The 20650-nt window shown below is 63.9% G+C and carries 18 protein-coding genes; 17 read left to right on the top strand and 1 reads right to left on the bottom strand.

Features of this window, described 5'->3' with window-relative positions; all coding sequences use genetic code 11:
* Nucleotides 1-12 precede the first annotated feature (12 nt).
* The 17 genes from NA645_RS12285 to guaD all read left to right on the top strand — a co-directional run bounded on the left by NA645_RS12285 (nt 13) and on the right by guaD (nt 19340).
* Complete coding sequence (locus tag NA645_RS12285) at nt 13-681, top strand: TetR/AcrR family transcriptional regulator (protein ID WP_256049056.1); 669 nt, start codon at nt 13-15, stop codon at nt 679-681.
* Between the two features lie 42 nt (nt 682-723).
* Nucleotides 724-1653, top strand: coding sequence for a LysR family transcriptional regulator (locus NA645_RS12280; RefSeq protein ID WP_058077576.1), 930 nt, complete (start codon nt 724-726; stop codon nt 1651-1653).
* A 113-nt stretch (nt 1654-1766) separates the two neighbouring features.
* Nucleotides 1767-2723 carry an isopenicillin N synthase family dioxygenase gene (locus NA645_RS12275; RefSeq protein ID WP_058077577.1) on the top strand — a complete coding sequence of 319 codons (957 nt, stop codon included), beginning with the start codon at nt 1767-1769 and terminating at the stop codon, nt 2721-2723.
* Nucleotides 2716-3465 (top strand): alpha/beta fold hydrolase, encoded by a 750-nt coding sequence (locus NA645_RS12270; protein WP_256049055.1) that lies wholly within the window; start codon nt 2716-2718, stop codon nt 3463-3465. The genes NA645_RS12275 and NA645_RS12270 overlap by 8 nt, the downstream gene beginning before the upstream one ends.
* 47 nt (nt 3466-3512) lie before the next feature.
* On the top strand, nt 3513-4490 hold the full coding sequence (locus NA645_RS12265) for an ABC transporter substrate-binding protein (protein WP_256049054.1): 978 nt from the start codon (nt 3513-3515) through the stop codon (nt 4488-4490).
* The gene (locus NA645_RS12260; protein WP_256049053.1) at nt 4490-5296 is read left to right on the top strand and encodes an ABC transporter ATP-binding protein; all 807 of its coding nucleotides are present in this window, start codon (nt 4490-4492) and stop codon (nt 5294-5296) included. Before NA645_RS12265 ends, NA645_RS12260 begins: the two co-directional genes overlap by 1 nt.
* Complete coding sequence (locus NA645_RS12255; protein ID WP_256049052.1) at nt 5283-6080, top strand: ABC transporter permease; 798 nt, start codon at nt 5283-5285, stop codon at nt 6078-6080. The genes NA645_RS12260 and NA645_RS12255 overlap by 14 nt, the downstream gene beginning before the upstream one ends.
* 136 nt (nt 6081-6216) lie before the next feature.
* Nucleotides 6217-6687 (top strand): nucleoside deaminase, encoded by a 471-nt coding sequence (locus tag NA645_RS12250; protein ID WP_014853700.1) that lies wholly within the window; start codon nt 6217-6219, stop codon nt 6685-6687.
* A gap of 204 nt (nt 6688-6891) precedes the next feature.
* Complete coding sequence (locus tag NA645_RS12245) at nt 6892-8442, top strand: ABC transporter ATP-binding protein (RefSeq protein ID WP_256049051.1); 1551 nt, start codon at nt 6892-6894, stop codon at nt 8440-8442.
* A gap of 12 nt (nt 8443-8454) precedes the next feature.
* Nucleotides 8455-9558, top strand: a complete 1104-nt coding sequence (locus NA645_RS12240) for an ABC transporter permease (RefSeq protein ID WP_256049050.1) — start codon at nt 8455-8457, stop codon at nt 9556-9558.
* Between the two features lie 59 nt (nt 9559-9617).
* A complete protein-coding gene (locus NA645_RS12235; protein ID WP_256049049.1) occupies nt 9618-10544 on the top strand; it encodes an ABC transporter permease in 927 nt (308 codons plus the stop codon).
* A 184-nt stretch (nt 10545-10728) separates the two neighbouring features.
* Nucleotides 10729-11811, top strand: a complete 1083-nt coding sequence (locus NA645_RS12230) for a BMP family ABC transporter substrate-binding protein (RefSeq protein WP_256049048.1) — start codon at nt 10729-10731, stop codon at nt 11809-11811.
* A 108-nt stretch (nt 11812-11919) separates the two neighbouring features.
* On the top strand, nt 11920-12894 hold the full coding sequence (locus NA645_RS12225) for a 2-oxoglutarate and iron-dependent oxygenase domain-containing protein (RefSeq protein ID WP_256049047.1): 975 nt from the start codon (nt 11920-11922) through the stop codon (nt 12892-12894).
* Between the two features lie 166 nt (nt 12895-13060).
* Complete coding sequence (gene xdhA / locus NA645_RS12220; RefSeq protein ID WP_256049046.1) at nt 13061-14533, top strand: xanthine dehydrogenase small subunit; 1473 nt, start codon at nt 13061-13063, stop codon at nt 14531-14533.
* Nucleotides 14526-16925, top strand: a complete 2400-nt coding sequence (xdhB, locus tag NA645_RS12215) for a xanthine dehydrogenase molybdopterin binding subunit (protein WP_256049045.1) — start codon at nt 14526-14528, stop codon at nt 16923-16925. Before xdhA ends, xdhB begins: the two co-directional genes overlap by 8 nt.
* A gap of 174 nt (nt 16926-17099) precedes the next feature.
* Entirely contained in the window at nt 17100-17951 is an 852-nt protein-coding gene (xdhC, locus tag NA645_RS12210) for a xanthine dehydrogenase accessory protein XdhC (RefSeq protein WP_256049044.1), read from the top strand.
* An 87-nt stretch (nt 17952-18038) separates the two neighbouring features.
* Nucleotides 18039-19340, top strand: coding sequence for a guanine deaminase (guaD, locus tag NA645_RS12205; RefSeq protein ID WP_272892049.1), 1302 nt, complete (start codon nt 18039-18041; stop codon nt 19338-19340).
* 417 nt (nt 19341-19757) lie between these two features.
* Here guaD and NA645_RS12200 read toward each other — a convergent pair whose 3' ends face one another.
* Nucleotides 19758-20513, bottom strand: coding sequence for a GntR family transcriptional regulator (locus tag NA645_RS12200; RefSeq protein ID WP_181101941.1), 756 nt, complete (start codon nt 20511-20513; stop codon nt 19758-19760).
* Between the last annotated feature and the right edge of the window lie 137 nt (nt 20514-20650).

The following is a 20650-nucleotide window of genomic DNA, read 5'->3' as shown; positions in this document are numbered from 1 at the left end:
AGGACAAGGACGATGAAAAACACCGCTTGCGCGCCGCTCTACAACTGCGACGGCAAACCCGCCGGCCGCATCCGCCAGCAGAACGAGGAAACCATCCTCAATGCGGCGGCCGAGGAATTCGCCCGCTACGGTTTCAAAGGCACCAGCATGAACGCAATCGCGCAACGTGCCGGCCTGCCCAAGGCAAACCTGCACTACTACTTCAACAGCAAGCTGGGGCTGTACGTCGAGGTGATGCGGCACATCCTCGATCTGTGGGACACCGCCTTCGACGACCTCACCGTCGATGACGACCCGGCCGCCGCACTGGCCGACTACATCCGTATGAAGATGGAATTCTCCCGTCGCCACCCGCAGGCCTCGAAGATCTTCGCCATGGAGGTCATCAGCGGCTGCGAATGCCTGTCCGAGCACTTCAACCAGGACTACCGCAACTGGTTCCGCAGCCGCGCGGCGGTGTTCGAGGCCTGGATCGAGGCGGGCAAGATGGACCCGGTCGACCCGATGCACCTGATCTTCCTGATCTGGGCCGGCACCCAGCATTACGCCGACTTCTCCGACCAGATCCTGCGCATCAACGGCAAGCGCATGACCAAAAGCGACTTTGCCCGCGCCACCGACAACCTCGTGCGGATCATCCTCAAGGGCTGCGGGCTGGCGCTTCCGGCTACAGCGGGCTGAGTTTCACCACCAAGAAGCCTGCTCCACGACCAGGACATCGCCATGCATATTCACGCCCGGGCGCTGAAGTACTTCGACATGATCCGCCGCTGCGGCTCCATCCGCGAAGCGGCGCGGCGGCTGCACGTCGCCTCCTCGGCGGTCAACCGCCAGCTGTTGCAGCTGGAAGAGGAAATCGGCTCACCTTTATTCGAGCGCCTACCCGGCGGGCTGCGGCTGACCGCAGCGGGAGAAATCTTCTCGCTGCATGTGATCACCGTTCTGCAGGACGAGCACCGCATGGTCAGCGAACTGGATGCACTCAAGGGACTGCGCCGCGGCGAGCTGTCCATCGTCTCGGTGGAAGGTCTGAACAGCAGCTTCCTGCCAACTGTTCTGCAACAGCTGCTGACTCGCTATCCGATGCTGCGGGTCAGCGTGCGCTCGGCCGGCTCCGCGGAAGCGGCGTGTGCGGTGGCCGACGGCGATGCGGATGTCGCCCTGGGTTACGCGGTGGAACGCAGCGAGTCATTGCGCCAGTACGCCGTCGGGCGTTTCGCCCTGGGCGCAATCATGCCGCCGGAGCACCCGCTGGCGGCGCAGGCCAATGTCAGCTTCGCCGAATGCGCACGCTATCCGTTGATCCTGCCGGGGCCGGAATTGTCGATCCGCCGCCATCTGCAGCCTTTTTTACTCAACCCGAAAAAGCCGCTGACCGTGCTCCTGGAAAGTGCATCGGTGGACCTGGCCAAGCGCCTGGCGATGCGTGGCATGGGGCTGGCGTTCCAGACCCGTCTCGGCATCGAAGAGGAGCTGGCTGCCGGACAGCTGCAGCTGGTGCCGCTGAAAGCCGCGCAATTCGTGGTTTCCGAGCTGGGCGTCTACGTGCGCAGCGGCCGCTCGTTGCCTGCTGCGCTGGATGCCTTCATTCGCCTGGTGGAAGACGAACTGGCGCAGCGCGTGAGCGCCGAAACGCACCTGTACGACGCATGAGGCGCACCCTTTTGGGTTGATGCCGTTTCGGCATCGGCCCGGCACAAAATCAGCGCTATCGAGCGCAGCGAGCGCCTCACTAGGATGGGTTCACACCCCACAGGAGGAGCCCGATGCGCCCCGTCCCCAGCCTGCCATTGATCGACGTCGGCGGCCTACGCCACGACGATCCCGCCGCCCACCAGAAGATTGCGCAACAGCTTCGCGACGCCTGCCAGCGCTGCGGATTCTTCTATATCCACAACCATGGCATCGACGCCGAACTGATCGCCGCCGTGCAGCAGCAGGCCGAACGCTTCTTCGCCCTGCCGAGTGCGGCGAAGCTGGCGCTGGACAAGGCGCTGTCGGGTTGCAACCGAGGCTACGAGCCGCTGCGTGGCCAGACGCTGGAAGCCGGTAGCCCGCCCGATCTGAAGGAAGGCTTCTACATCGGCAACGAGGTCGCCGAGGATGATCCACGCGTGCTGGCCGGCAAGTTCAACCAGGGGCCGAACCAGTGGCCGGCGGAGCTACCCGAGTTCCGCCCCGTCATGGAGCGCTACTTCCGGGCCGTCAATGAAGTCTGCGAGCAGCTGATGGGCGCGCTGGCACTGTCGCTGGAGCTGCCCGGCGATCACTTCGACCCATTGCTCGAAGACGCCGCGGCCACCCTGCGCCTGCTGCACTACCCGCCCCAGCCACCACAGTCCGCACCCGGCGAGAAAGGTTGCGGCGCACACACCGACTTCGGCGCCCTGACGCTGCTGCTCCAGGATGATGCCGGCGGGTTGCAGGTGCAGGCCATCGACAGCGGCGAGTGGATCGACGCGCCGCCCATCGAAGGCACCTATGTGGTCAATCTGGGCGACCTGATCAGCCGCTGGACGAACGACCGCTACCACTCCAACCGCCACCGGGTGATCAACCGCTCCGGGCGCGAACGCTACTCGGTGCCCTTCTTCTACACCGGCAACCTAGATCTGGCCGTCGAGTGCCTGCCCGTCTGCCTGGGGCCGGGCGAGACGCCACGCTATCCCGCCGTGACCGTGGAAGAGCACCTGCGCGAGATGTACCGGAGGACCTATGGCTGACATCGTCCTCATCCACGGCGCTTGGGCCGGCAACTGGGTCTGGGATTCGCTGCAGGACGGCCTGCGCAACGCCGGGCACCGTCCCCACGCGGTCGATCTGCCGGGCAATGGCAGCGACGCCACGCCGCTCGCCGAGGTCTCGCTGGAACGCTACGTCGAGCACGTCGGCACTCAGATCGAGGCGCTAGACGGCCCGGTGCAGCTGGTTGGCCATTCCGGCGGCGGCGTCACGGCCACGGCATTGGCCGAACGTTATGCCGAGCGCATCGCCGGGGTCAGTTACGTCGCCGGCATGATGCTGCCCAGCGGCATGGGCTTCGCCGAGTTGTGCGCCGAAATGAGCCGCGACTTTCCTGAAGTCAGCGGGATCGGCCCCTATCTCGAAGCCGTGCCCAGTGGCAACCGCGTACCCAGCGACGCTGCCTGCGCGGTGTTCTTCCACGATGCACCGGCACGGGCCGCGGTCGATGCGGCGCGCCGCCTGACGGTGCAACCCGATGGCGGCCGCGATATCGCCGCGCACTGGACGGCCGGGCGCTTCGGTCGTTTGCCGCGCCTGTACATCGAGGCGACGCGGGACCGCTCGGTGCTGCCGCGGGTGCAGCAGCGCATGCAGCAGCTGGTTCCTGGCGCCGAGCGGGTAGCGCTCGATTGCGGCCACGCACCGCAGCTGGCTGCGCCCGAAGCGCTGCTTGCCGCCCTGCTGGATTTCTTCGCCCGCCACCCAAACCCCGTTCTCTGACGCGTTTATTGCATGGCCCTTCGCGGCCACTCTCAAGGAGCTTCCCCATGTTCAAGAAAACCCTGATCGCCAGTGCCCTGCTGGCCCTGTTCAGCCATTCCGTCCTGGCCGCCGACAAGGTGCGCTGGCTCAATGACTGGCTGCCGGCCGGCGACAAGGCGGCGATCTACCTCGGTGTCGAGCAGGGCCTGTTCGCCGCCGAAGACATCGAGGTGGAGATCGCCAGCGCCCGCGGCGGCAGCGACGTGGTGACCAAGCTGGCCACTAACAGCGCCGACTTCGGTTCCGCCGGCCTGGCCTCGCTGCTGCAGGCCAAGGCCCAGGGCGACGTGCCGGTGGTGGCGGTCGCGCCGATCTATAACAAGCAGCCGGACGCCTTCTTCACCGCCGAAGGCTCAGGCATCGCCAGCTTCAAGGACATCGTCGGCAAGACGGTCGCCACGCCGACCTTCTCCGCCTCCAACGTGGTCTGGCCGCTATTGCTGGAGCGCAACGGCATCGATCCGGCCAGTGTCAGGCTGCTCAAGGTCGACCCCGGCGCGCTGGCACCGATGCTCGCCACCGGCAAGGTCGACGCCACCATCAACTGGCTAACCGTCGCTCCTGGTTTCGTCCGCGCCCTCGGCGAAGCGGACAAGACGCTGACGACCATTCCCTGGTCCGAATATGGCTTCGAAGGCTACGGCCTGTCGCTGGTGGCCTCGCAGCGCTTCGTGCAGAACAACCCCGAAGTGGCGAAGAAATTCGTCAAGGCCTACCAGCAGGCCCAGGCCAATGCCATCGCCGATCCGGCCGCGGCGGCGGCTGCGCTGAAGAAGATGGTTTCCGAAGTCGACGAGCAGCAGGCCGAAGAACAGTTCGCCGCGTCGGTGTCGCTGATGCAGAACGAGATCAGCGCCGCCGAAGGCAGCAGCTTCGATGCCAAGCGCCTGGCCACCACCTGGGAATGGGTCGCCAAGGCGCAGGGAATGGCCGTCGACAGTCTCGATCCGGCCAGCGCCGTCGATTCCAGCCTGAGCGAGTGATGCTGATGAGCGCCGCCCTGAATGCCACATCGCGCCCCAACATCAGCTTCGACCGGGTCAGCCAGGTCTTCACCTCCTCCGATGGCAGCGAGGTGGTGGCGCTGGACAATGCCAGCTTCGACATCAGCCGCCACGAGTTCATCGCCGTGCTCGGTCCATCCGGCTGCGGCAAGTCCACCCTGCTGCGCATCCTCGCCGGGCTGGTCCGACCGACCCACGGCCAGGTCAGCATCTACGGCAGCCCGGTGGATGGCCCGCGCGACGAGATCGGCATCGTCTTCCAGAAGCCGACGCTGCTGCCCTGGCTGAACATCCGCGACAACCTGACCTTCCCCATGCGCCATAAGTACGGCCGCGTCACCGCGCAGGAAATCATCCGCGCCGAGGAGCTGTTGGAACTGGTAGGGCTCAAGGAGTTCGGCAACAAGCGCCCGGACGAACTGTCCGGCGGCATGCAGCAGCGCGCGGCGATCGCCCGGGCGCTGCTGCATGACCCTGAGGTTCTGCTGATGGACGAGCCGTTCTCGGCCCTCGACGCCCTGACCCGCGACGAACTCAGCCTGGAACTGTTGAACATCTGGACCCAGCGCCCGAAGACGGTGCTGTTCATCACCCACTCGATTCCCGAAGCGCTGCTGCTGGCCGACCGCATCCTGGTGATGTCGGCGCGCCCCGGCCGCGTGCAGGAAATCATCGACGTCGACCTGCCGCGCCCGCGGTCCATGGAAACCCTGACGGAGCCCCGCTTCAATGAGCTCGCCAACCATATCCGCCGCCAAGTCTTCTCGCGCCATGCCAACCATTAAGCTCAAGGCACCGCGGTTCAAGGCCAGGGTCGAGCGATTCGCGCCCTGGCTCGCCCTGCTCGTCCTGCTGCTGGTGTGGGAAGCAGCCTGCCGCCTGCTGAAGCTACCGAGCTTCGTGCTGCCCTCGCCCAGCGCCATTCTCGCCGCGACACAGAAGGTCGGCTTCGCCGCCTGGTCGGAACACCTCTTCGCCACCCTGCGGGTGACGCTGATGGGTTACGGCCTGTCGATCCTGATCGGCATTCCGTTGGCCATCGCCCTGGCATCCTCGCGGCTGCTGTCGCGCACGCTCTACCCGCTGCTGGTGATCGTGCAGTCGACACCGATCGTCGCGGTGGCGCCGATCATCGTGGTGGTGATGGGCGCTGGCGACCTGCCGCGGGTGTTCATCACCTTCCTGATCGCCTTCTTCCCGATCGTGGTGTCCTGCGTCACTGGGTTGCTGGCGACGCCCGAGGAACTGGTGGAACTGTCGCGTTCGCTGGGGGCCTCCAAGGCCCGCGAATACCGCAATATCCGCCTGCCCTACGCCATCCCGCACCTGTTCTCGGCGCTGCGCATCTCCATCACCCTCGCGGTGATCGGCGCGGTGGTGGCCGAGTTCGTCGCCGCGGAGAAGGGCCTGGGCTACTTCATCAACTTCTCAACCTCCATGTTTCAGGTGCCGCAGGCCTTCGCCGCGCTGATGATGCTGGTGGTGATCAGCCTGGTGCTGTTTCACCTGATCGGCCTGCTGCAGAAGCTGTGCTTTCCCTGGAGCCTGCCCAAGACGCAGCAGTCATGAGCGTAATGCTGTAGGGGCGAACGTGTTCGCCCGTATTGGCGGCCCATGGGCGAATGAATTCGCCCCTACAAAAGCGCGATTGCAGACCGCGCTACAAGAACGGCTCACCTAAAACATTGCCAACGATGAGATACCCATGAACGAACAAGACCTCACCCTGCTGCGCAAGAGTTTCGACGTGGCCCGCCGCGCGCTGGAAAACGGCACTCATCCCTTCGGCGCGATCCTCGTCGGGCCGGACGGCGAAGTGCTGCTGGAACAGGGCAACGCCTACATGCCCGACCACGACATGACCGGCCACGCCGAACGGGTGCTGATGACCCGCGCCTCGACGCATTACAGCCCGGAATTTCTCGCCGACTGCAGCATGTACACCTCCGCCGAACCCTGCGCCATGTGCGCCGGCGCCGCCTACTGGGCGGGCCTGGGACGAGTGGTCTATGGCCTGTCCGAGCGCAGCCTGAAGGAAATCACCGGCAACCATCCGGAGAACCCCACACTCGACCTGCCCTGCCGCATCGTCTTCGAAGCCGGCCAGCGCAAGGTCGAGGTGCTCGGCCCACTGCTGGAAGAGGAAGCCGCTGCACTGCACGAGGGCATCTGGTAACCCACAGAAACCCTCGCCAGAGCACCTTAGGGGTGCGCAGCCCTTCCCCTCTGGCTGCCCATGCACCACGAGACAACACAGCGGCGTGCAGGGTGGCTCAAGCCCCCGCGCCGCAAGCTCACCCGGCGGGCGCTGCGAGCGAATTCCTGACCTTATGGCCAGATTTTTGCTTCCTCCCTGGCAACGTCCCGATGAGCGATGATCATGTCCACATCTTCCCTTCCCACGCGGCTTGCGCTGCGCGGCATTACCAAGCGCTACCCCGGAACCGTCGCCAACGATGGCATCGACCTGGCCATCGCCCCTGGCGAAATACATGCACTGCTCGGCGAGAACGGCGCCGGCAAGAGCACGCTGATGAAGATCATCTTCGGCGTGGTTCAGCCCGATGCCGGTCGCATCGTCTGGGAAGGACAGCCGGTGGTCATGCGCGACCCGGCCCAGGCGCGCGAACGCGGCATCGGCATGGTGTTCCAGCATTTTTCGCTGTTCGAAACGCTGTCCGTGGCGGAGAACATTGCCCTCGCGCTAGGCGCGGGCGCTGGTACGCCAAAGCAACTGGAGCCGAGAATTCGTGAGGTTTCTCAGCGCTACGGCATGCCACTGGAGCCGCAGCGCCTGGTGCACAGCCTGTCCATCGGCGAGCGCCAGCGCGTGGAGATCGTGCGCTGCCTGATGCAGGACATCCGCCTGCTGATCCTGGACGAGCCGACCTCGGTGCTGACTCCGCAGGAAGCCGATGAGCTGTTCGTGGTGCTGCGGCGTCTGGCCGCCGAGGGCTGCAGTGTGCTGTTCATCAGCCACAAGCTGAACGAAGTGCGCGCCCTCTGCCAGAAGGCCACGGTGCTGCGCGCGGGCAAGGTGTCCGGTACCTGCGTGCCAAGCCAGTGCAGCGACCTGGATCTGGCGCGGTTGATGGTGGGCGACGCCGAGGGTCTGGAAGCGAAGTACCGCAAGGCCGAAGGCCGCGCGGCCTTTCTACAGGTGGAGGGATTGTCCTGGCGAAATGTCGATCCCTTTGGCGTTTCGCTCAAGGACCTGAGCCTGGACGTACGTGCCGGCGAAATCGTCGGCATCGCCGGGGTCGCCGGCAACGGCCAGGACGAATTGCTCGCGCTGCTGTCCGGCGAGCGCACCCTGCAGGGGCGCGATGCCGAACGCATCCGCTTTCTTGGCGAGCCGGTGGCGCACCTGCGCCCGGATGCACGCCGCCGCCAGGGACTGGCGTTCGTGCCCGCCGAGCGTCTTGGCCACGGCGCGGTGCCCGGCATGAGCCTGGCCGATAACGGTCTGCTCACCGCCTTCCAGCAGCGGGGCATGCTCCGGCACGGGCTGATCCAGCGCACGCGCGTGCAGAAATTCGCGGCAAAGGTGATCCAGCGCTTCGCGGTGAAGACGCCGGACAGCGCGGCCGCGGCGGCGAGCCTCTCCGGCGGCAATTTGCAGAAATTCATCCTCGGCCGCGAGATTCTTCAGCAGCCCCGGCTGCTGGTGGCGGCGCACCCGACCTGGGGCGTGGATGTCGGCGCCGCGGCAGCCATCCACCGCGCGCTGATCGAGCTGCGCGACGCGGGCGCGGCGATTCTGGTGATTTCCGAAGACCTGGACGAGCTGTTCCAGATCAGCGACCGCCTCGCCGCGCTCTGCGACGGCCGTCTCTCGCCGCAACACCGGACTGAAGCCTGCGCCCCTAGCGACGTCGGCCGCTGGATGGCCGGCCAGTTCGACCAACCCTCCCTGTCCACCGCTGCCTGACGAGCCCTCGCCATGCTGTTCACATTGCAACCACGCGGGGCCGAATCCCGCGCCATGCTCTGGCTCTCGCCAGTGTTCGCCGCGCTGCTGACCCTGTTCAGCGGCGCCCTGCTGTTCGCCCTGCTTGGCCATCCGCCGCTGCAGACACTGAAGGTGCTGCTGATCGATCCGGTCAGCGACCTCTACGGGCTGTCCGAGCTGCTGGTCAAGGCCTTGCCGATTCTGCTCTGCGCCCTGGGGCTGGCGGTGGTCTATCGCGCCCGCATCTGGAACATCGGCGCCGAGGGCCAGCTGCTGATCGGCGCGCTGGCCGGCAGTGCGCTGGCGGTCAACTTCATCGACTGGGATTCCCGCCTGGCGCTGCTGTTGACGTTGGGCGCGGGCGTTCTCGGCGGCGCCGCCTGGGCCGGCCTCTGCGCCTGGCTGAAGACGGCCTTCAACGCCAATGAAATTCTCACCAGCATCATGCTCAACTACATCGCGCTGAATCTGCTGCTGTTCGCGGTGCATGGTCCGCTAAAGGACCCGGACGGCTTCAACTTTCCCGAGTCGGCGATGTTCGGCGACGCCTCCCGCCTGCCGGAGCTGATCGACGGCCTGCGCGTGCACGCCGGTTTCTGGTTCGCACTGCTGGCACTGGTGGCCGTCTGGGTACTGCTGCAGCGAAGCTTTCTCGGCTTCCAGATCAAGGTGCTCGGACTCGATCGAAGGGCCGCCGGCCTCGTCGGGTTCCGCGAGCGTCGGCTGATCTGGCTCGCGCTGCTGATCAGTGGCGGCCTGGCCGGGCTCGCCGGCGTGGCGGAAGTCACCGGCCCCATCGGCCAATTGGTGCCGCAAGTCTCGCCGGGCTATGGCTACGCGGCGATCACCGTGGCCTTCCTCGGTCGCCTCCACCCGCTCGGCATCGTCTTCGCCAGCCTGCTGATGGCGCTGCTCTACCTGGGCGGCGAAAACGCCCAGATGGCCGCCAACCTGCCGCAGTCCATCACTCAGCTGTTCCAGGGCATGGTGCTGTTCTTCCTGCTGGCCTGCGACGTGCTGATTCTTTATCGGCCGCGCATCGCGCGGAGCCTGAAGCGGAAAGCTGGAAGCTTGAAGTCGGTGACGCAGCCATGACCTCCACTTCCGCTTTTTCTTCCGGCTTCCAGCTTCTGGCTTCCAGCTAAGGACTTCCCATGGACCTCGATCTGTTAACCAACATCCTCTACGCCATGATCCGCACCGGTACACCGCTGCTGCTGGTCGCGCTCGGTGAGCTGGTCTGCGAGAAGACCGGCGTACTCAACCTCGGCCAGGAGGGGATGATGCTGTTCGGCGCGGTGATCGGCTTCATCGTCGCCTACGCCACCGGCAATCTCTGGCTGGGCGTGCTGCTGGCCTGTCTGGCCGGGGTGCTGCTGTCATTGCTGTTCGCCTTTGTCGCCCTCGGCCTGGCGGCCAATCAAGTGGCCACCGGCCTGGCGCTAACCATCTTCGGCGTTGGCCTGTCGTCCTTCGTCGGCGCCAGCTGGGTCGGCAAGCCGCTGGCCGGATTCGAGCCGGTCGCCATCCCGCTGTTGGCCGAGATCCCGCTGATCGGCCGCATGCTGTTCGCCCAGGATCTGCTGGTCTATCTGTCGTTCGCGCTGTTCGCGGGGATCGCCTGGGTGCTGCTGAAAAGCCGCATCGGCCTGATCATCCAGGCCGTCGGCGAGAACCCTGACGCGGCCAGCGCCATTGGCCTGCCGGTGTTGCGCGTGCGCACCCTGGCGGTGATGTTCGGCGGCGCCATGGCCGGCCTCGCCGGCGGCTACCTGTCGCTGGCCTACACGCCCATGTGGGCCGAGAACATGACCGCCGGACGCGGCTGGATCGCCCTGGCGCTGGTGGTGTTCGCCAGCTGGCGGGTTGGCCGGGTGCTGCTCGGCGCCTACCTGTTCGGTCTCGCCAGCATCCTGCATCTGGTGGTCCAGGGCATTGGTCTGGCAATCCCGGGCAACCTGCTGGCGATGCTGCCCTACGTCGCGACGATCCTGGTGCTGGTGTTGCTGTCGCGCGATGCCATCCGCACCCGGCTGTTCGCGCCGGTGTCGCTGAGTCAGCCGTGGAAAGCCGGGCATTGAATGCACTGCCGCAGGGCATTCACAGCGAGACGCGCACCAGTTGCGCACCCGCTGCGACAGGCAAACGGCCGGCGTTCCCAGATTTAGCGCGACCTCCGAGGGGAACTGTCCATTTGGTCAGCTTTTTGCACTTGGCAACGGTAGCCATACGGCTTTTCGCATCACGACAACAGGAGCGTCACCCATGCAAGCCAAGATAAGAAAACCCCTGCTGCGTACCCTCGCCGCAGCCATCGGCCTTAGCACCGCCTTCTGCGTCTCGGCGGCCGATCCGCTGAAGATCGGCTTCGTCTACATCGGCCCGATCGGCGATCACGGCTGGACTTACCAGCACGAACAGGGACGCAAGTACCTGGAAGAGAAGCTCGGCGACAAGGTCCAGACCAGCTTCGTCGAGAACGTCGCGGAAGGCGCCGACTCCGAACGGGTGATCCGCAACATGGCCAAGGGCGGCTATGACCTGGTGTTCACCACCTCCTTCGGCTACATGAACCCCACGATCAAGGTCGCCAAGCAATTCCCCGATGTCACCTTCGAGCATGCCACCGGCTACAAGCAGGCCGATAACGTCGGCACCTACCTTTCCCGCTCGTACGAAGGCCGCTACGTCGGCGGCTTCCTTGCCGCGAAGATGACCAAAACGAAGAAGGTCGGTTACATCGCCTCCTTCCCGATTCCGGAAGTCATTCGCGACATCAATGCGATCCAGCTGGCCCTGGATAAGTACAACCCGGGCACCGAGATCAAGGTCGTCTGGGTCAATACCTGGTTCGATCCGGGCAAGGAAGCCGACGCCGCCAACGCGCTGATCGATCAGGGTGTCGACGTGGTCTTCCAGCACACCGATAGCCCAGCACCCATCCAGGCCGCCGAGCGCCGCGGGGCCTACTCCGTCGGTTACGCCTCGGACATGCAGCACTTCGGCCCCAAGGCCGTGCTGACTTCCATTGTCAACGACTGGGGTCCTCACTATGTGAAGGCCGCTGAAGCGGTCGCCGCCGGCACCTGGAAGCCGGAAGATTTCTGGGGCGGCCTCGCCGAGGAGAGCATCAGCCTGCCGATCAGCGACCTGGTCCCCGCTGACGTGAAGAGAGAAGCCGAGGAAATCATCGCCAGCATTCGCAGCGGTGCCTTCCATCCTTTTACCGGCCCGATCAAGGACCAATCCGGCCAGGTGCGCATCGCCGACGGCCAGACCGCAACCACCAAGGACCTGGCATCGATGAACTTCTACGTCGAAGGCGTGAAGGCCGAGCTGCCGAAGTAAAACGAGAAGCCGCTGGAGGCTGAAGGCTCCAGGCTGAACGAGGCGGTCTTTCGTTCAGCCTTCAGCTTCCAGCGCCGGTATCGAAACGCACACGCACGAGTCTGCAGAATGACTACCCTTCCCATCATCGACATTTCCCCGCTCTACACTGCCGACGAGGCTGCGCATCTCGGGGTCGCCCGGCAGATCGACCGCGCATGCCGCGAGTGGGGGTTCTTCTATATCGAAGGCCATCCCATCGGCGCAGAGCGCATCGCCCAGCTGAGCGATCATGCCCAGCGCTTCTTCGCTCTGCCTGACGAGCAGAAGCTCGACATCGACATCACCCGCAGCCCGCATCATCGCGGCTACGGTGCCATTGCCACCGAGCAGTTGGACCCGAATCAGCCGTGCGACCTCAAGGAAACCTTCGACATGGGGTTTCACATGAGCGCCGAGCATCCGGACGTGCTCGCCGGCAGATCCCTGCGCGGTCCCAATCGGCACCCGGCACAGATTCCCGGCTGGGCCACGCTGATGGAAGATCACTACCGCGACATGCACGAACTGGCCGGCACCTTGCTGCGCGCCATCGCGCTTGCCCTGGGCATCGAGCGGAGCTTTTTCGACAAGCGCTTCGTCGAACCGATCAGCGTGTTCCGCATGATCCATTATCCGCCGCGGCTCACCGCCACTCGGCCCGATCAACAGGGCGCCGGCGCCCATACCGACTACGGCTGCATCACCCTGCTTTATCAGGACCAGGCCGGCGGCCTGCAGGTGCAGAGCGTCAACGGCGACTGGATCGACGCGCCACCGATCGAGGGCACCTACGTGGTCAACATCGGCGACATGATGGCGCGCTGGAGCAACGACCGCTACAAATCCACCCCGCATCGAGTGCTCAGCCCGCTGGGCGTGGATCGTTACTCGATGCCATTCTTCGCCGAGCCGCATCCAGACACGACGATCAGTTGCCTACCCGGCTGTCACGATGCGGACAACCCACCGAAATACCCGGCAACCACCTGCGAGGCCTATATGTTGTCGCGCTTCGCCGACACCTATGCCTACCGCCGCGAAGCCGACGCCAACACGGCCTGAACAGGCATTACTGCAAACACGAGGTAACCCGGCGCATTCATAGAATTCTGCCGGCAGGCGCGCCTGTCAGGCGATTTGTCTTTCAGTCAGCAATTTCTTGACCGAAAAGTCAGATAAGGATAATTTCCACGCCAGAGCCCAGAACAAAAATCCCCGGAGGCCCTCTTTGATCCAGTTCCTACTCAATCGAGAACTGCGCCGTGAGCAGACACTCGATCCGAATACCACCGTACTTGAATACCTTCGCGAATACCGCGGCAAGTCCGGTACGAAAGAAGGCTGTGCTTCCGGTGACTGCGGTGCCTGTACCGTCGTTGTCGGTGAGCTGGACGGCGACCGGCTGCGCTATCGCACGCTCAACTCCTGTCTGACCTTCGTTTCCGCCCTGCATGGCAAGCAACTGATCGTCGTCGAAGACCTGAAGGATCAAGGCCAGCTGCACAGCGTCCAGCAGGCGATGGTCGATTGCCACGGTTCGCAATGCGGCTTCTGCACGCCGGGCTTCGTAATGAGCCTGTTTGCCCTGCAGAAGAATCGGGCTGCGATCAGTCGCGCCGCGTCAGGTGCCGTCAATGAATACGATCCGGCCCAGACTCACGAAGCACTGGCCGGCAATCTCTGCCGCTGTACCGGCTATCGCCCGATTCTCGAAGCGGCCGAACAAGCCTGCCGCGGCAAGCAGCCGGACCAGTTCGACGCGCGCGAAGCCGAAACCATCGCCCAGCTGAAAGCCATCGAACCGCGCGAAACCGCCGAGCTAAACAGCGGCGATAAGCGCTGCCTGTCGCCGCTCACAGTAAGTGATCTAGCCGATATCTACAGCGCCAACCCTGATGCCCGCCTGCTCGCTGGCGGCACCGATCTGGCGCTGGAAGTCACTCAGTTCCACCGCGAACTGCCGGTGATGATCTACGTCGGGCACATCGCCGAGATGAAGAAAGTCGAAGTCACAGACAGCAGCATCGAAATCGGTGCCGCTGCCGCGCTGACCGATTGCTACGAAGCGCTGGCTAACGAGTACCCGGATTTCGGTGAACTGCTGCACCGCTTTGCCTCACTGCAGATCCGCAACCAAGGCACTCTGGGTGGCAATATCGGCAACGCCTCGCCCATCGGCGACTCGCCGCCGCTGCTGATCGCTCTCGGCGCCCAGGTGGTACTGCGCAAGGGTGGCAACAGCCGCACCCTGCCGCTGCAGGATTACTTCATCGACTACAAGGTCACCGCCCGCGAGCAAGGCGAGTTCATCGAGAAGATCATCGTGCCGCGCGCCCGGCCGGAGCAGATATTCCGCGCCTACAAGGTGTCCAAACGACTGGACGATGATATTTCCGCAGTGTGCGCGGCGTTCGATATACGTGTCGAGAATGGCGTGATCGCCGACGCACGGATCGCCTTCGGCGGCATGGCGGCGATCCCGAAGCGGGCCGCTGCCTGCGAGACCGTGCTGAATGGTGCGTCCTTCACCATCGAGACGGCCGAGCGCGCCTGCGAAGCCCTGGCCCAGGACTTCACGCCACTGACCGACTTCCGCGCCAGCCGCGAATACCGTCTGCTCGTCGCACAGAACCTGCTGCGCAAGTGCTTCCTGGAACAGCACGCACCGAAAACCGAAACGAGGGTGACCGCTTATGTCTAACCACAGCCTTGCCAAGACCCAGGAAGAGATCGCCGCCCTGTTCAAGCAGGACCTGGTCACCGGCGTCGGTCGGAGCGTCAAGCACGACAGCGCGGACAAGCACGTTTCCGGTGAAGCGGTATATGTCGACGACCGCCTGGAATTCCCCAATCAGCTGCACGTCTATGCACGCATGAGCGATCGCGCTCATGCCCGCATCGTCAGCATCGATACCTCGCCTTGCTACCAGATTCCCGGTGTGGCCATCGCCATTACCGCCGAAGATGTGCCCGGTCAGCTGGACATCGGCCCGGTAGTCGCTGGCGACCCGCTGCTGGCGGACAGCAAGGTCGAGTACATCGGCCAGCCGGTGATCGCCGTCGCCGCCGACAGCCTGGAAACCGCGCGCAAGGCTGCCATGGCCGCGATCATCGAATACGAAGATCTGGAGCCGGTGCTCGATGTGGTCGACGCGCTGCGCAAGAAGCATTTCGTGCTCGACAGCCACACCCACAAGCGCGGCGATTCCGCCAGCGCGCTGGCTGCCGCGCCACGTCGCCTGCAGGGCACACTGCACATCGGTGGCCAGGAACACTTTTACCTGGAGACGCAGATTTCCTCGGTGATGCCCACCGAAGACGGCGGCATGATCGTATACACCTCGACGCAGAACCCCACCGAGGTGCAAAAGCTGGTGGCCGAAGTCCTTGGCGTATCGATGAACAAGATCGTCATCGACATGCGCCGCATGGGCGGCGGCTTCGGCGGCAAGGAAACCCAAGCCTCGATGCCGGCCTGCATGTGCGCGGTGATCGCCCACCTGACCGGTCGCCCGACCAAGATGCGCCTGCCACGCATGGAAGACATGACCATGACCGGCAAGCGTCACCCCTTCTACGTCGAATACGACGTGGGCTTCGATGACGATGGCTTACTACGTGGCATCCAGATCGACCTGGCCGGCAACTGCGGCTATTCGCCGGACCTGTCGGGCTCCATCGTCGACCGCGCCATGTTCCACTCCGACAACGCCTATTACCTGGGCGATGCCACGATCCACGGTCATCGCTGCAAGACCAACCTGGCCTCCAACACTGCCTACCGCGGCTTCGGCGGCCCACAGGGCATGGTCGCCATCGAGGAAATCATGGACGCCGTCGCGCGTCACCTCGGCAAGGACCCGCTGGACGTGCGCAAGCGCAACTACTATGGCAAGACCGAGCGCAACGTCACGCCGTACTACCAGACCGTCGAGCACAACATGCTCCAGGAGATGACCGCCGAGCTTGAGGCAAGCAGCGAATACGCCAAGCGCCGCGAGGAAATCCGCGCGTTCAACGCCAAAAGTCCGGTCCTGAAGAAGGGCCTGTCGTTGACGCCGGTGAAATTCGGCATCAGCTTCACCGCCACCTTTCTCAACCAGGCCGGCGCGCTGGTGCACGTCTACACCGATGGCAGCATCCACCTGAACCACGGCGGCACCGAGATGGGCCAGGGGCTGAACATCAAGGTCGCGCAGGTCGTGGCCGAGGTGTTCCAGGTCGATATCGATCGTATCCAGATCACCGCCACCAACACCGACAAGGTGCCCAACACCTCGCCGACCGCCGCCTCCAGCGGTGCCGACCTCAACGGCAAGGCCGCGCAGAACGCCGCGCTGATCATCAAGCAGCGTCTGGTCGAATTCGCAGCACGGCACTACAAGGTCACCGAGGAAGATGTCGAATTCAAGAACGGCCAGGTGCGTATCCGCGACCAGTTCGTATCGTTCGAAGAGCTGATCCAGCAGGCCTACTTCGGCCAGGTGTCGCTTTCCTCGACGGGCTTCTACCGCACGCCGAAGATCTTCTACGACCGCGACCAGGCGCGTGGACGGCCGTTCTACTACTTCGCCTACGGCGCCGCCTGCTCGGAAGTGATCGTCGATACCCTGACCGGTGAGTACCGCATGCTGCGCAGCGATATCCTGCACGACGTCGGCGCCTCGCTGAACCCGGCCATCGACATCGGCCAGGTGGAAGGCGGCTTCGTCCAGGGCATGGGCTGGCTGACCATGGAAGAACTGGTGTGGAACGACAAGGGCAAGCTGATGACCAGCGGCCCGGCCAGTTACAAGGTGCCGGCAGTGGCCGACATGCCGCTGGATCTGCGGGTCAAGCTGGTGGAAAACCGCAAGAACCCCGAGGACACGGTGTTCCATTCCAAGGCCGTTGGCGAGCCGCCGTTCATGCTCGGCATCTCGGTCTGGTGCGCGATCAAGGATGCCGTGGCCAGCCTGGCCGACTACAAGGCACAGCCGAAGATCGACGCGCCGGCCACGCCGGAGCGGGTGCTCTGGGGCGTCGAGCAGATGCGCAAGCTCAAGCAGCAGGCAGCGTCCATATCCGAACCCGCAGTGGAAACCGCGCACTGACCTGTAGGAGCGAGGGGGACGCCCAGTGCTTGCTCGCGAAGCTTTTTGACGTAACGCCGAAGCAGTTGGCGAGCGCATTTTCGCGAGCAAGCTCGCTCCTACAATAAGTCGCAGCATGATCGTTTGGTGGAAGACGCTTTGCGGCCTTCCACCCGGACAACGAAGGACAGAACCATGAGCAACACGGTCTGGATCGAAGCACTCGCCGACTTGCAGCAACGCGGCGAACCCTGCGTGTTGGTGACCATCATCGAGGAGCGCGGCTCGACGCCGCGCAATGCCGGCTCGAAGATGGTAGTCAGCCGCGAGCGCCTGTACGACACCATCGGCGGCGGTCATTTGGAATACAAGGCCCAGAAGATCGCCCGCGAAATGCTGGAAAACCGCGTGCGTGACACCCGTCTGGAGCGCTTCTCTCTCGGCGCCAGCCTCGGGCAGTGCTGCGGCGGTGCCACGGTGCTGCTGTTCGAGCCCATGGGCCAACCGCAGGCGCACATCGCCGTGTTCGGCGCCGGCCACGTCGGCCGTGCGTTGGTGCCGCTGCTGGCCAGCCTGCCGTGCAAGGTGCGCTGGATCGATTCGCGCGATAACGAATTCCCCGCGCAGATTCCCGCCGGCGTGGAAAAGGTCGTCAATGACGAAGTGGTCGACGAGGTGGAGCACATGCCCGCCGGCAGCTACTTCATCGTTATGACGCACAATCACCAGCTGGATCTCGAGCTGACCGCGGCGATCCTCGAGCGCAACGATTTTACCTACTACGGTCTGATCGGCTCGAAGAGCAAGCGAGCCAAGTTCGAGCACCGCCTGCGCGACCGCGGCTTCCAGCCCGAAACCGTCCAGCGCATGCGTTGCCCGATGGGCATCGCCGAGGTGAAAGGCAAGCTGCCGGTGGAGATCGCTGTCTCCATCGCAGGCGAAGTAATCGCCACTTACAACGCCCATTTTGGTGACAAAAGCGGCGAAAAGAGCGTAGACGGCGAAAAGCCCGTACCGATGCTAGTGCCCGCGTCACGCCGGGGCTGACCGTAGGGTGCGCTCCGCACACCGATCAATACCACCGTCACGGTGCGCGCAGCGCACCCTACAAAATATCCTGTACCGAGAATTGTCATGTCCCGCAAAGCCTACCGTGCCGCCCTACTCCACGCTCTCGCCGACCCGCGCGAGGTGGACATCGAATCTTCCTACGAATATTTCGAAGATGGCCTGTTGGTCGTCGAGGACGGCAAGGTCGCGCGTATCGGCGCGGCTGCCGACCTGCTGTCCACCCTGCCGACCGGCACCGAGGTGATCGAATATCAGGATGCGCTGATCACCCCCGGCTTCATCGACACCCATATTCATTACCCACAGACCGGCATGATCGCGTCCTATGGCGAACAGCTGCTGGACTGGCTCAACACCTATACCTTCCCAACCGAACGCGCCTTCTCCGACAAGGCTCACGCCAGCGAAGTCGCCGAGATGTTCCTGAGCGAACTGCTGCGCAACGGCACCACCACGGCGCTGGTGTTCGGCAGCGTGCACAAGGAATCGGTGGATGCTTTCTTCGAGGCTTGTGAAAAGCGCAACCTACGAATGGTCGCCGGCAAGGTACTGATGGACCGCAACGCACCGGACTACCTCACCGACACTGCCGAATCCGGCTACGCCGACAGCAAAGAACTGATCGAACGCTGGCACGGCAAAGGCCGCCTGCATTACGCCGTCACGCCACGCTTCGCGCCGACCAGCACACCGGAGCAACTGGCGCTAGCCGGCAAGCTGTTCAAGGAATACCCGGAGCTGTACATGCACACCCACCTGTCCGAGAACCGCAAGGAGATCGAATGGGTGCGCGAGCTGTTCCCAGAGCGCAAGGGCTACCTGGACGTCTACGACCATCACGGCCTGATCGGCGCGCGCTCGGTGTTCGCCCACGGCGTGCACCTGTGCGATGACGAATGTCGGCGCCTGGGCGAAACCGGCTCGGCGGTGGCCTTCTGCCCGACCTCCAACTTGTTCCTGGGCAGCGGCCTGTTCGATCTGGAGAAAGTGGAAGGCTTTGGCGTGCGCGTGGGCCTGGGTACCGACGTCGGCGCCGGGACCAGCTTCTCCCAACTGCAATCGCTGAACGAGGCCTACAAGGTCATGCAGTTGCAGGGCAAGAAACTGGACCCGTTCAAGTCACTGTATCTCGCCACCCTGGGCGGTGCCCGCGCGCTCTATCTGGACGACCGGATCGGCAACCTGCAACCGGGCAAGGATGCGGACTTCGTGGTGCTGGATTACAAGGCCACGCCGCTGATCGAGTACCGCCTGAACCAGGCACGCAGTTTGGAAGAGCGGCTCTTCGCCCTGATGATCCTCGGCGACGACCGCGCTGTGAAGGAAACCTACGCCGCTGGCGTTTCGGTGCACAAGAAAGCGTAAAGACGATAGAAACTCTGGAGGCTGGAGGAGAAAAGCGCTACGCCGTAGGGCCTGCTTTTCGTCCAGCCTTCGCGCTTTCGCGGATTTTCCCGCCTTCTCCAGCAATCCAGGGTGGGACGGGCGGCGTTCCGGTTCAGCCCACCAAGAACTATTCTGCTGGTGGGCTAAAGCCCACCCTACTTATTCACGCTGGCATCCGACGACCGCGCTGTGAAGCTGAGTCAGCACCGTAGGGTGCGCTCCGCGCACCTTTGGCTTTGAATAAGCCGTTCCAGCCTCAGCGTCTTTTTCGACTTTCCCACTTCCCCAGGATGGCAGGTGGGCCGGGCGGCGTTCCGCTTCAGCCCACCAAGGGCTAACTTACTGGTGGGCTAGCTCACCCTACGTATGTACGACGACAGCGCTGTGAAATTGGGTTCAGCGCTTTTTTGCGGCTTTCCCGGCCTTTCCTAAGATGTGCGAAAACACCGCATGCAGATCATCCGAGGCGCTGTCTTCGTCAAGATTGAGCTTGCTGTCGATATGATCCATGTGGTGCAGCATCAGGCTCACCGCCTTCTCGCTGTCGCGAGCGGCAATGGCGTCGATCAGTTGGTTGTGTTCGTCGTACGAGCAATGCGAGCGATTGCCACTTTCGTACTGGGCGATGATCAGCGAGGTCTGGGACACCAGGCTGCGCTGAAAGCTCACCAGCGGGGCATTCTTCGCCGCCTCTGCCAGTTTCAAGTGAAACTCGCCCGAGAGTCGAATACCGGCGCCACGGTCACCACGAGCGAAGCAATCCTGCTCATCGAGCACCATCTGTCGCAATTCGGCGAGTTGTTCGTCAGTAGCATGCTGTACCGCCAGCTCGGTGATTGCCCGCTCCACCAGGCGCCGCGCGAAGAAGATCTGCCGGGCCTCCTCGACGCTCGGACTGGCGACCACCGCGCCGCGGTTCGGGCGCAGCAGCACAACCCCTTCATGAGCCAGCCGCGACAGCGCGCGCCGGATGATGGTGCGACTCACGCCAAAAATTTCCCCCAGCGCTTCTTCGCTGAGCTTGGTGCCCGGTGCCAGCCGTTGTTCGAGAATAGCGTCGAAAATATGAGCGTAAACGATGTCGTCCTGGGTTCCGGTCCGGGCCTTGCCATTTCGTGTCGGCTTTTTCAGAGGCTGCAGCTGTTCGTTCATGGTGACTCGCGTCAGAAATTTCGGCAGACCGAACTTTACTGCCTTCGGGACGTTGCTGGCAGTAGTCAGATAGTCAAACAGGCAAATAAATAGCTATTTATTGTGCACAATCAAGAAGAAACATCGCCTCTTGGGAA

Source organism: Stutzerimonas stutzeri, assembly GCF_024448955.1.
Classification (GTDB): Bacteria; Pseudomonadota; Gammaproteobacteria; order Pseudomonadales; family Pseudomonadaceae; genus Stutzerimonas; species Stutzerimonas stutzeri_AQ.
The sequence above is the reverse complement of the archived record's forward strand: the minus strand, read 5'-3'. Positions and strand labels throughout refer to the sequence as shown.

What these genes read in the sequence shown, in the direction of transcription:
- NA645_RS12285 (WP_256049056.1), top strand. Translation starts at nt 13, where the DNA reads ATGAAAAACACCGCTTGCGCGCCGCTCTACAACTGCGACGGCAAACCC.
- NA645_RS12280 (WP_058077576.1), top strand. Translation starts at nt 724, where the DNA reads ATGCATATTCACGCCCGGGCGCTGAAGTACTTCGACATGATCCGCCGC.
- NA645_RS12275 (WP_058077577.1), top strand. Translation starts at nt 1,767, where the DNA reads ATGCGCCCCGTCCCCAGCCTGCCATTGATCGACGTCGGCGGCCTACGC.
- NA645_RS12270 (WP_256049055.1), top strand. Translation starts at nt 2,716, where the DNA reads ATGGCTGACATCGTCCTCATCCACGGCGCTTGGGCCGGCAACTGGGTC.
- NA645_RS12265 (WP_256049054.1), top strand. Translation starts at nt 3,513, where the DNA reads ATGTTCAAGAAAACCCTGATCGCCAGTGCCCTGCTGGCCCTGTTCAGC.
- NA645_RS12260 (WP_256049053.1), top strand. Translation starts at nt 4,490, where the DNA reads ATGCTGATGAGCGCCGCCCTGAATGCCACATCGCGCCCCAACATCAGC.
- NA645_RS12255 (WP_256049052.1), top strand. Translation starts at nt 5,283, where the DNA reads ATGCCAACCATTAAGCTCAAGGCACCGCGGTTCAAGGCCAGGGTCGAG.
- NA645_RS12250 (WP_014853700.1), top strand. Translation starts at nt 6,217, where the DNA reads ATGAACGAACAAGACCTCACCCTGCTGCGCAAGAGTTTCGACGTGGCC.
- NA645_RS12245 (WP_256049051.1), top strand. Translation starts at nt 6,892, where the DNA reads ATGTCCACATCTTCCCTTCCCACGCGGCTTGCGCTGCGCGGCATTACC.
- NA645_RS12240 (WP_256049050.1), top strand. Translation starts at nt 8,455, where the DNA reads ATGCTGTTCACATTGCAACCACGCGGGGCCGAATCCCGCGCCATGCTC.
- NA645_RS12235 (WP_256049049.1), top strand. Translation starts at nt 9,618, where the DNA reads ATGGACCTCGATCTGTTAACCAACATCCTCTACGCCATGATCCGCACC.
- NA645_RS12230 (WP_256049048.1), top strand. Translation starts at nt 10,729, where the DNA reads ATGCAAGCCAAGATAAGAAAACCCCTGCTGCGTACCCTCGCCGCAGCC.
- NA645_RS12225 (WP_256049047.1), top strand. Translation starts at nt 11,920, where the DNA reads ATGACTACCCTTCCCATCATCGACATTTCCCCGCTCTACACTGCCGAC.
- xdhB (WP_256049045.1), top strand. Translation starts at nt 14,526, where the DNA reads ATGTCTAACCACAGCCTTGCCAAGACCCAGGAAGAGATCGCCGCCCTG.
- xdhC (WP_256049044.1), top strand. Translation starts at nt 17,100, where the DNA reads ATGAGCAACACGGTCTGGATCGAAGCACTCGCCGACTTGCAGCAACGC.
- guaD (WP_272892049.1), top strand. Translation starts at nt 18,039, where the DNA reads ATGTCCCGCAAAGCCTACCGTGCCGCCCTACTCCACGCTCTCGCCGAC.
- NA645_RS12200 (WP_181101941.1), bottom strand. Translation starts at nt 20,513, where the DNA reads ATGAACGAACAGCTGCAGCCTCTGAAAAAGCCGACACGAAATGGCAAG.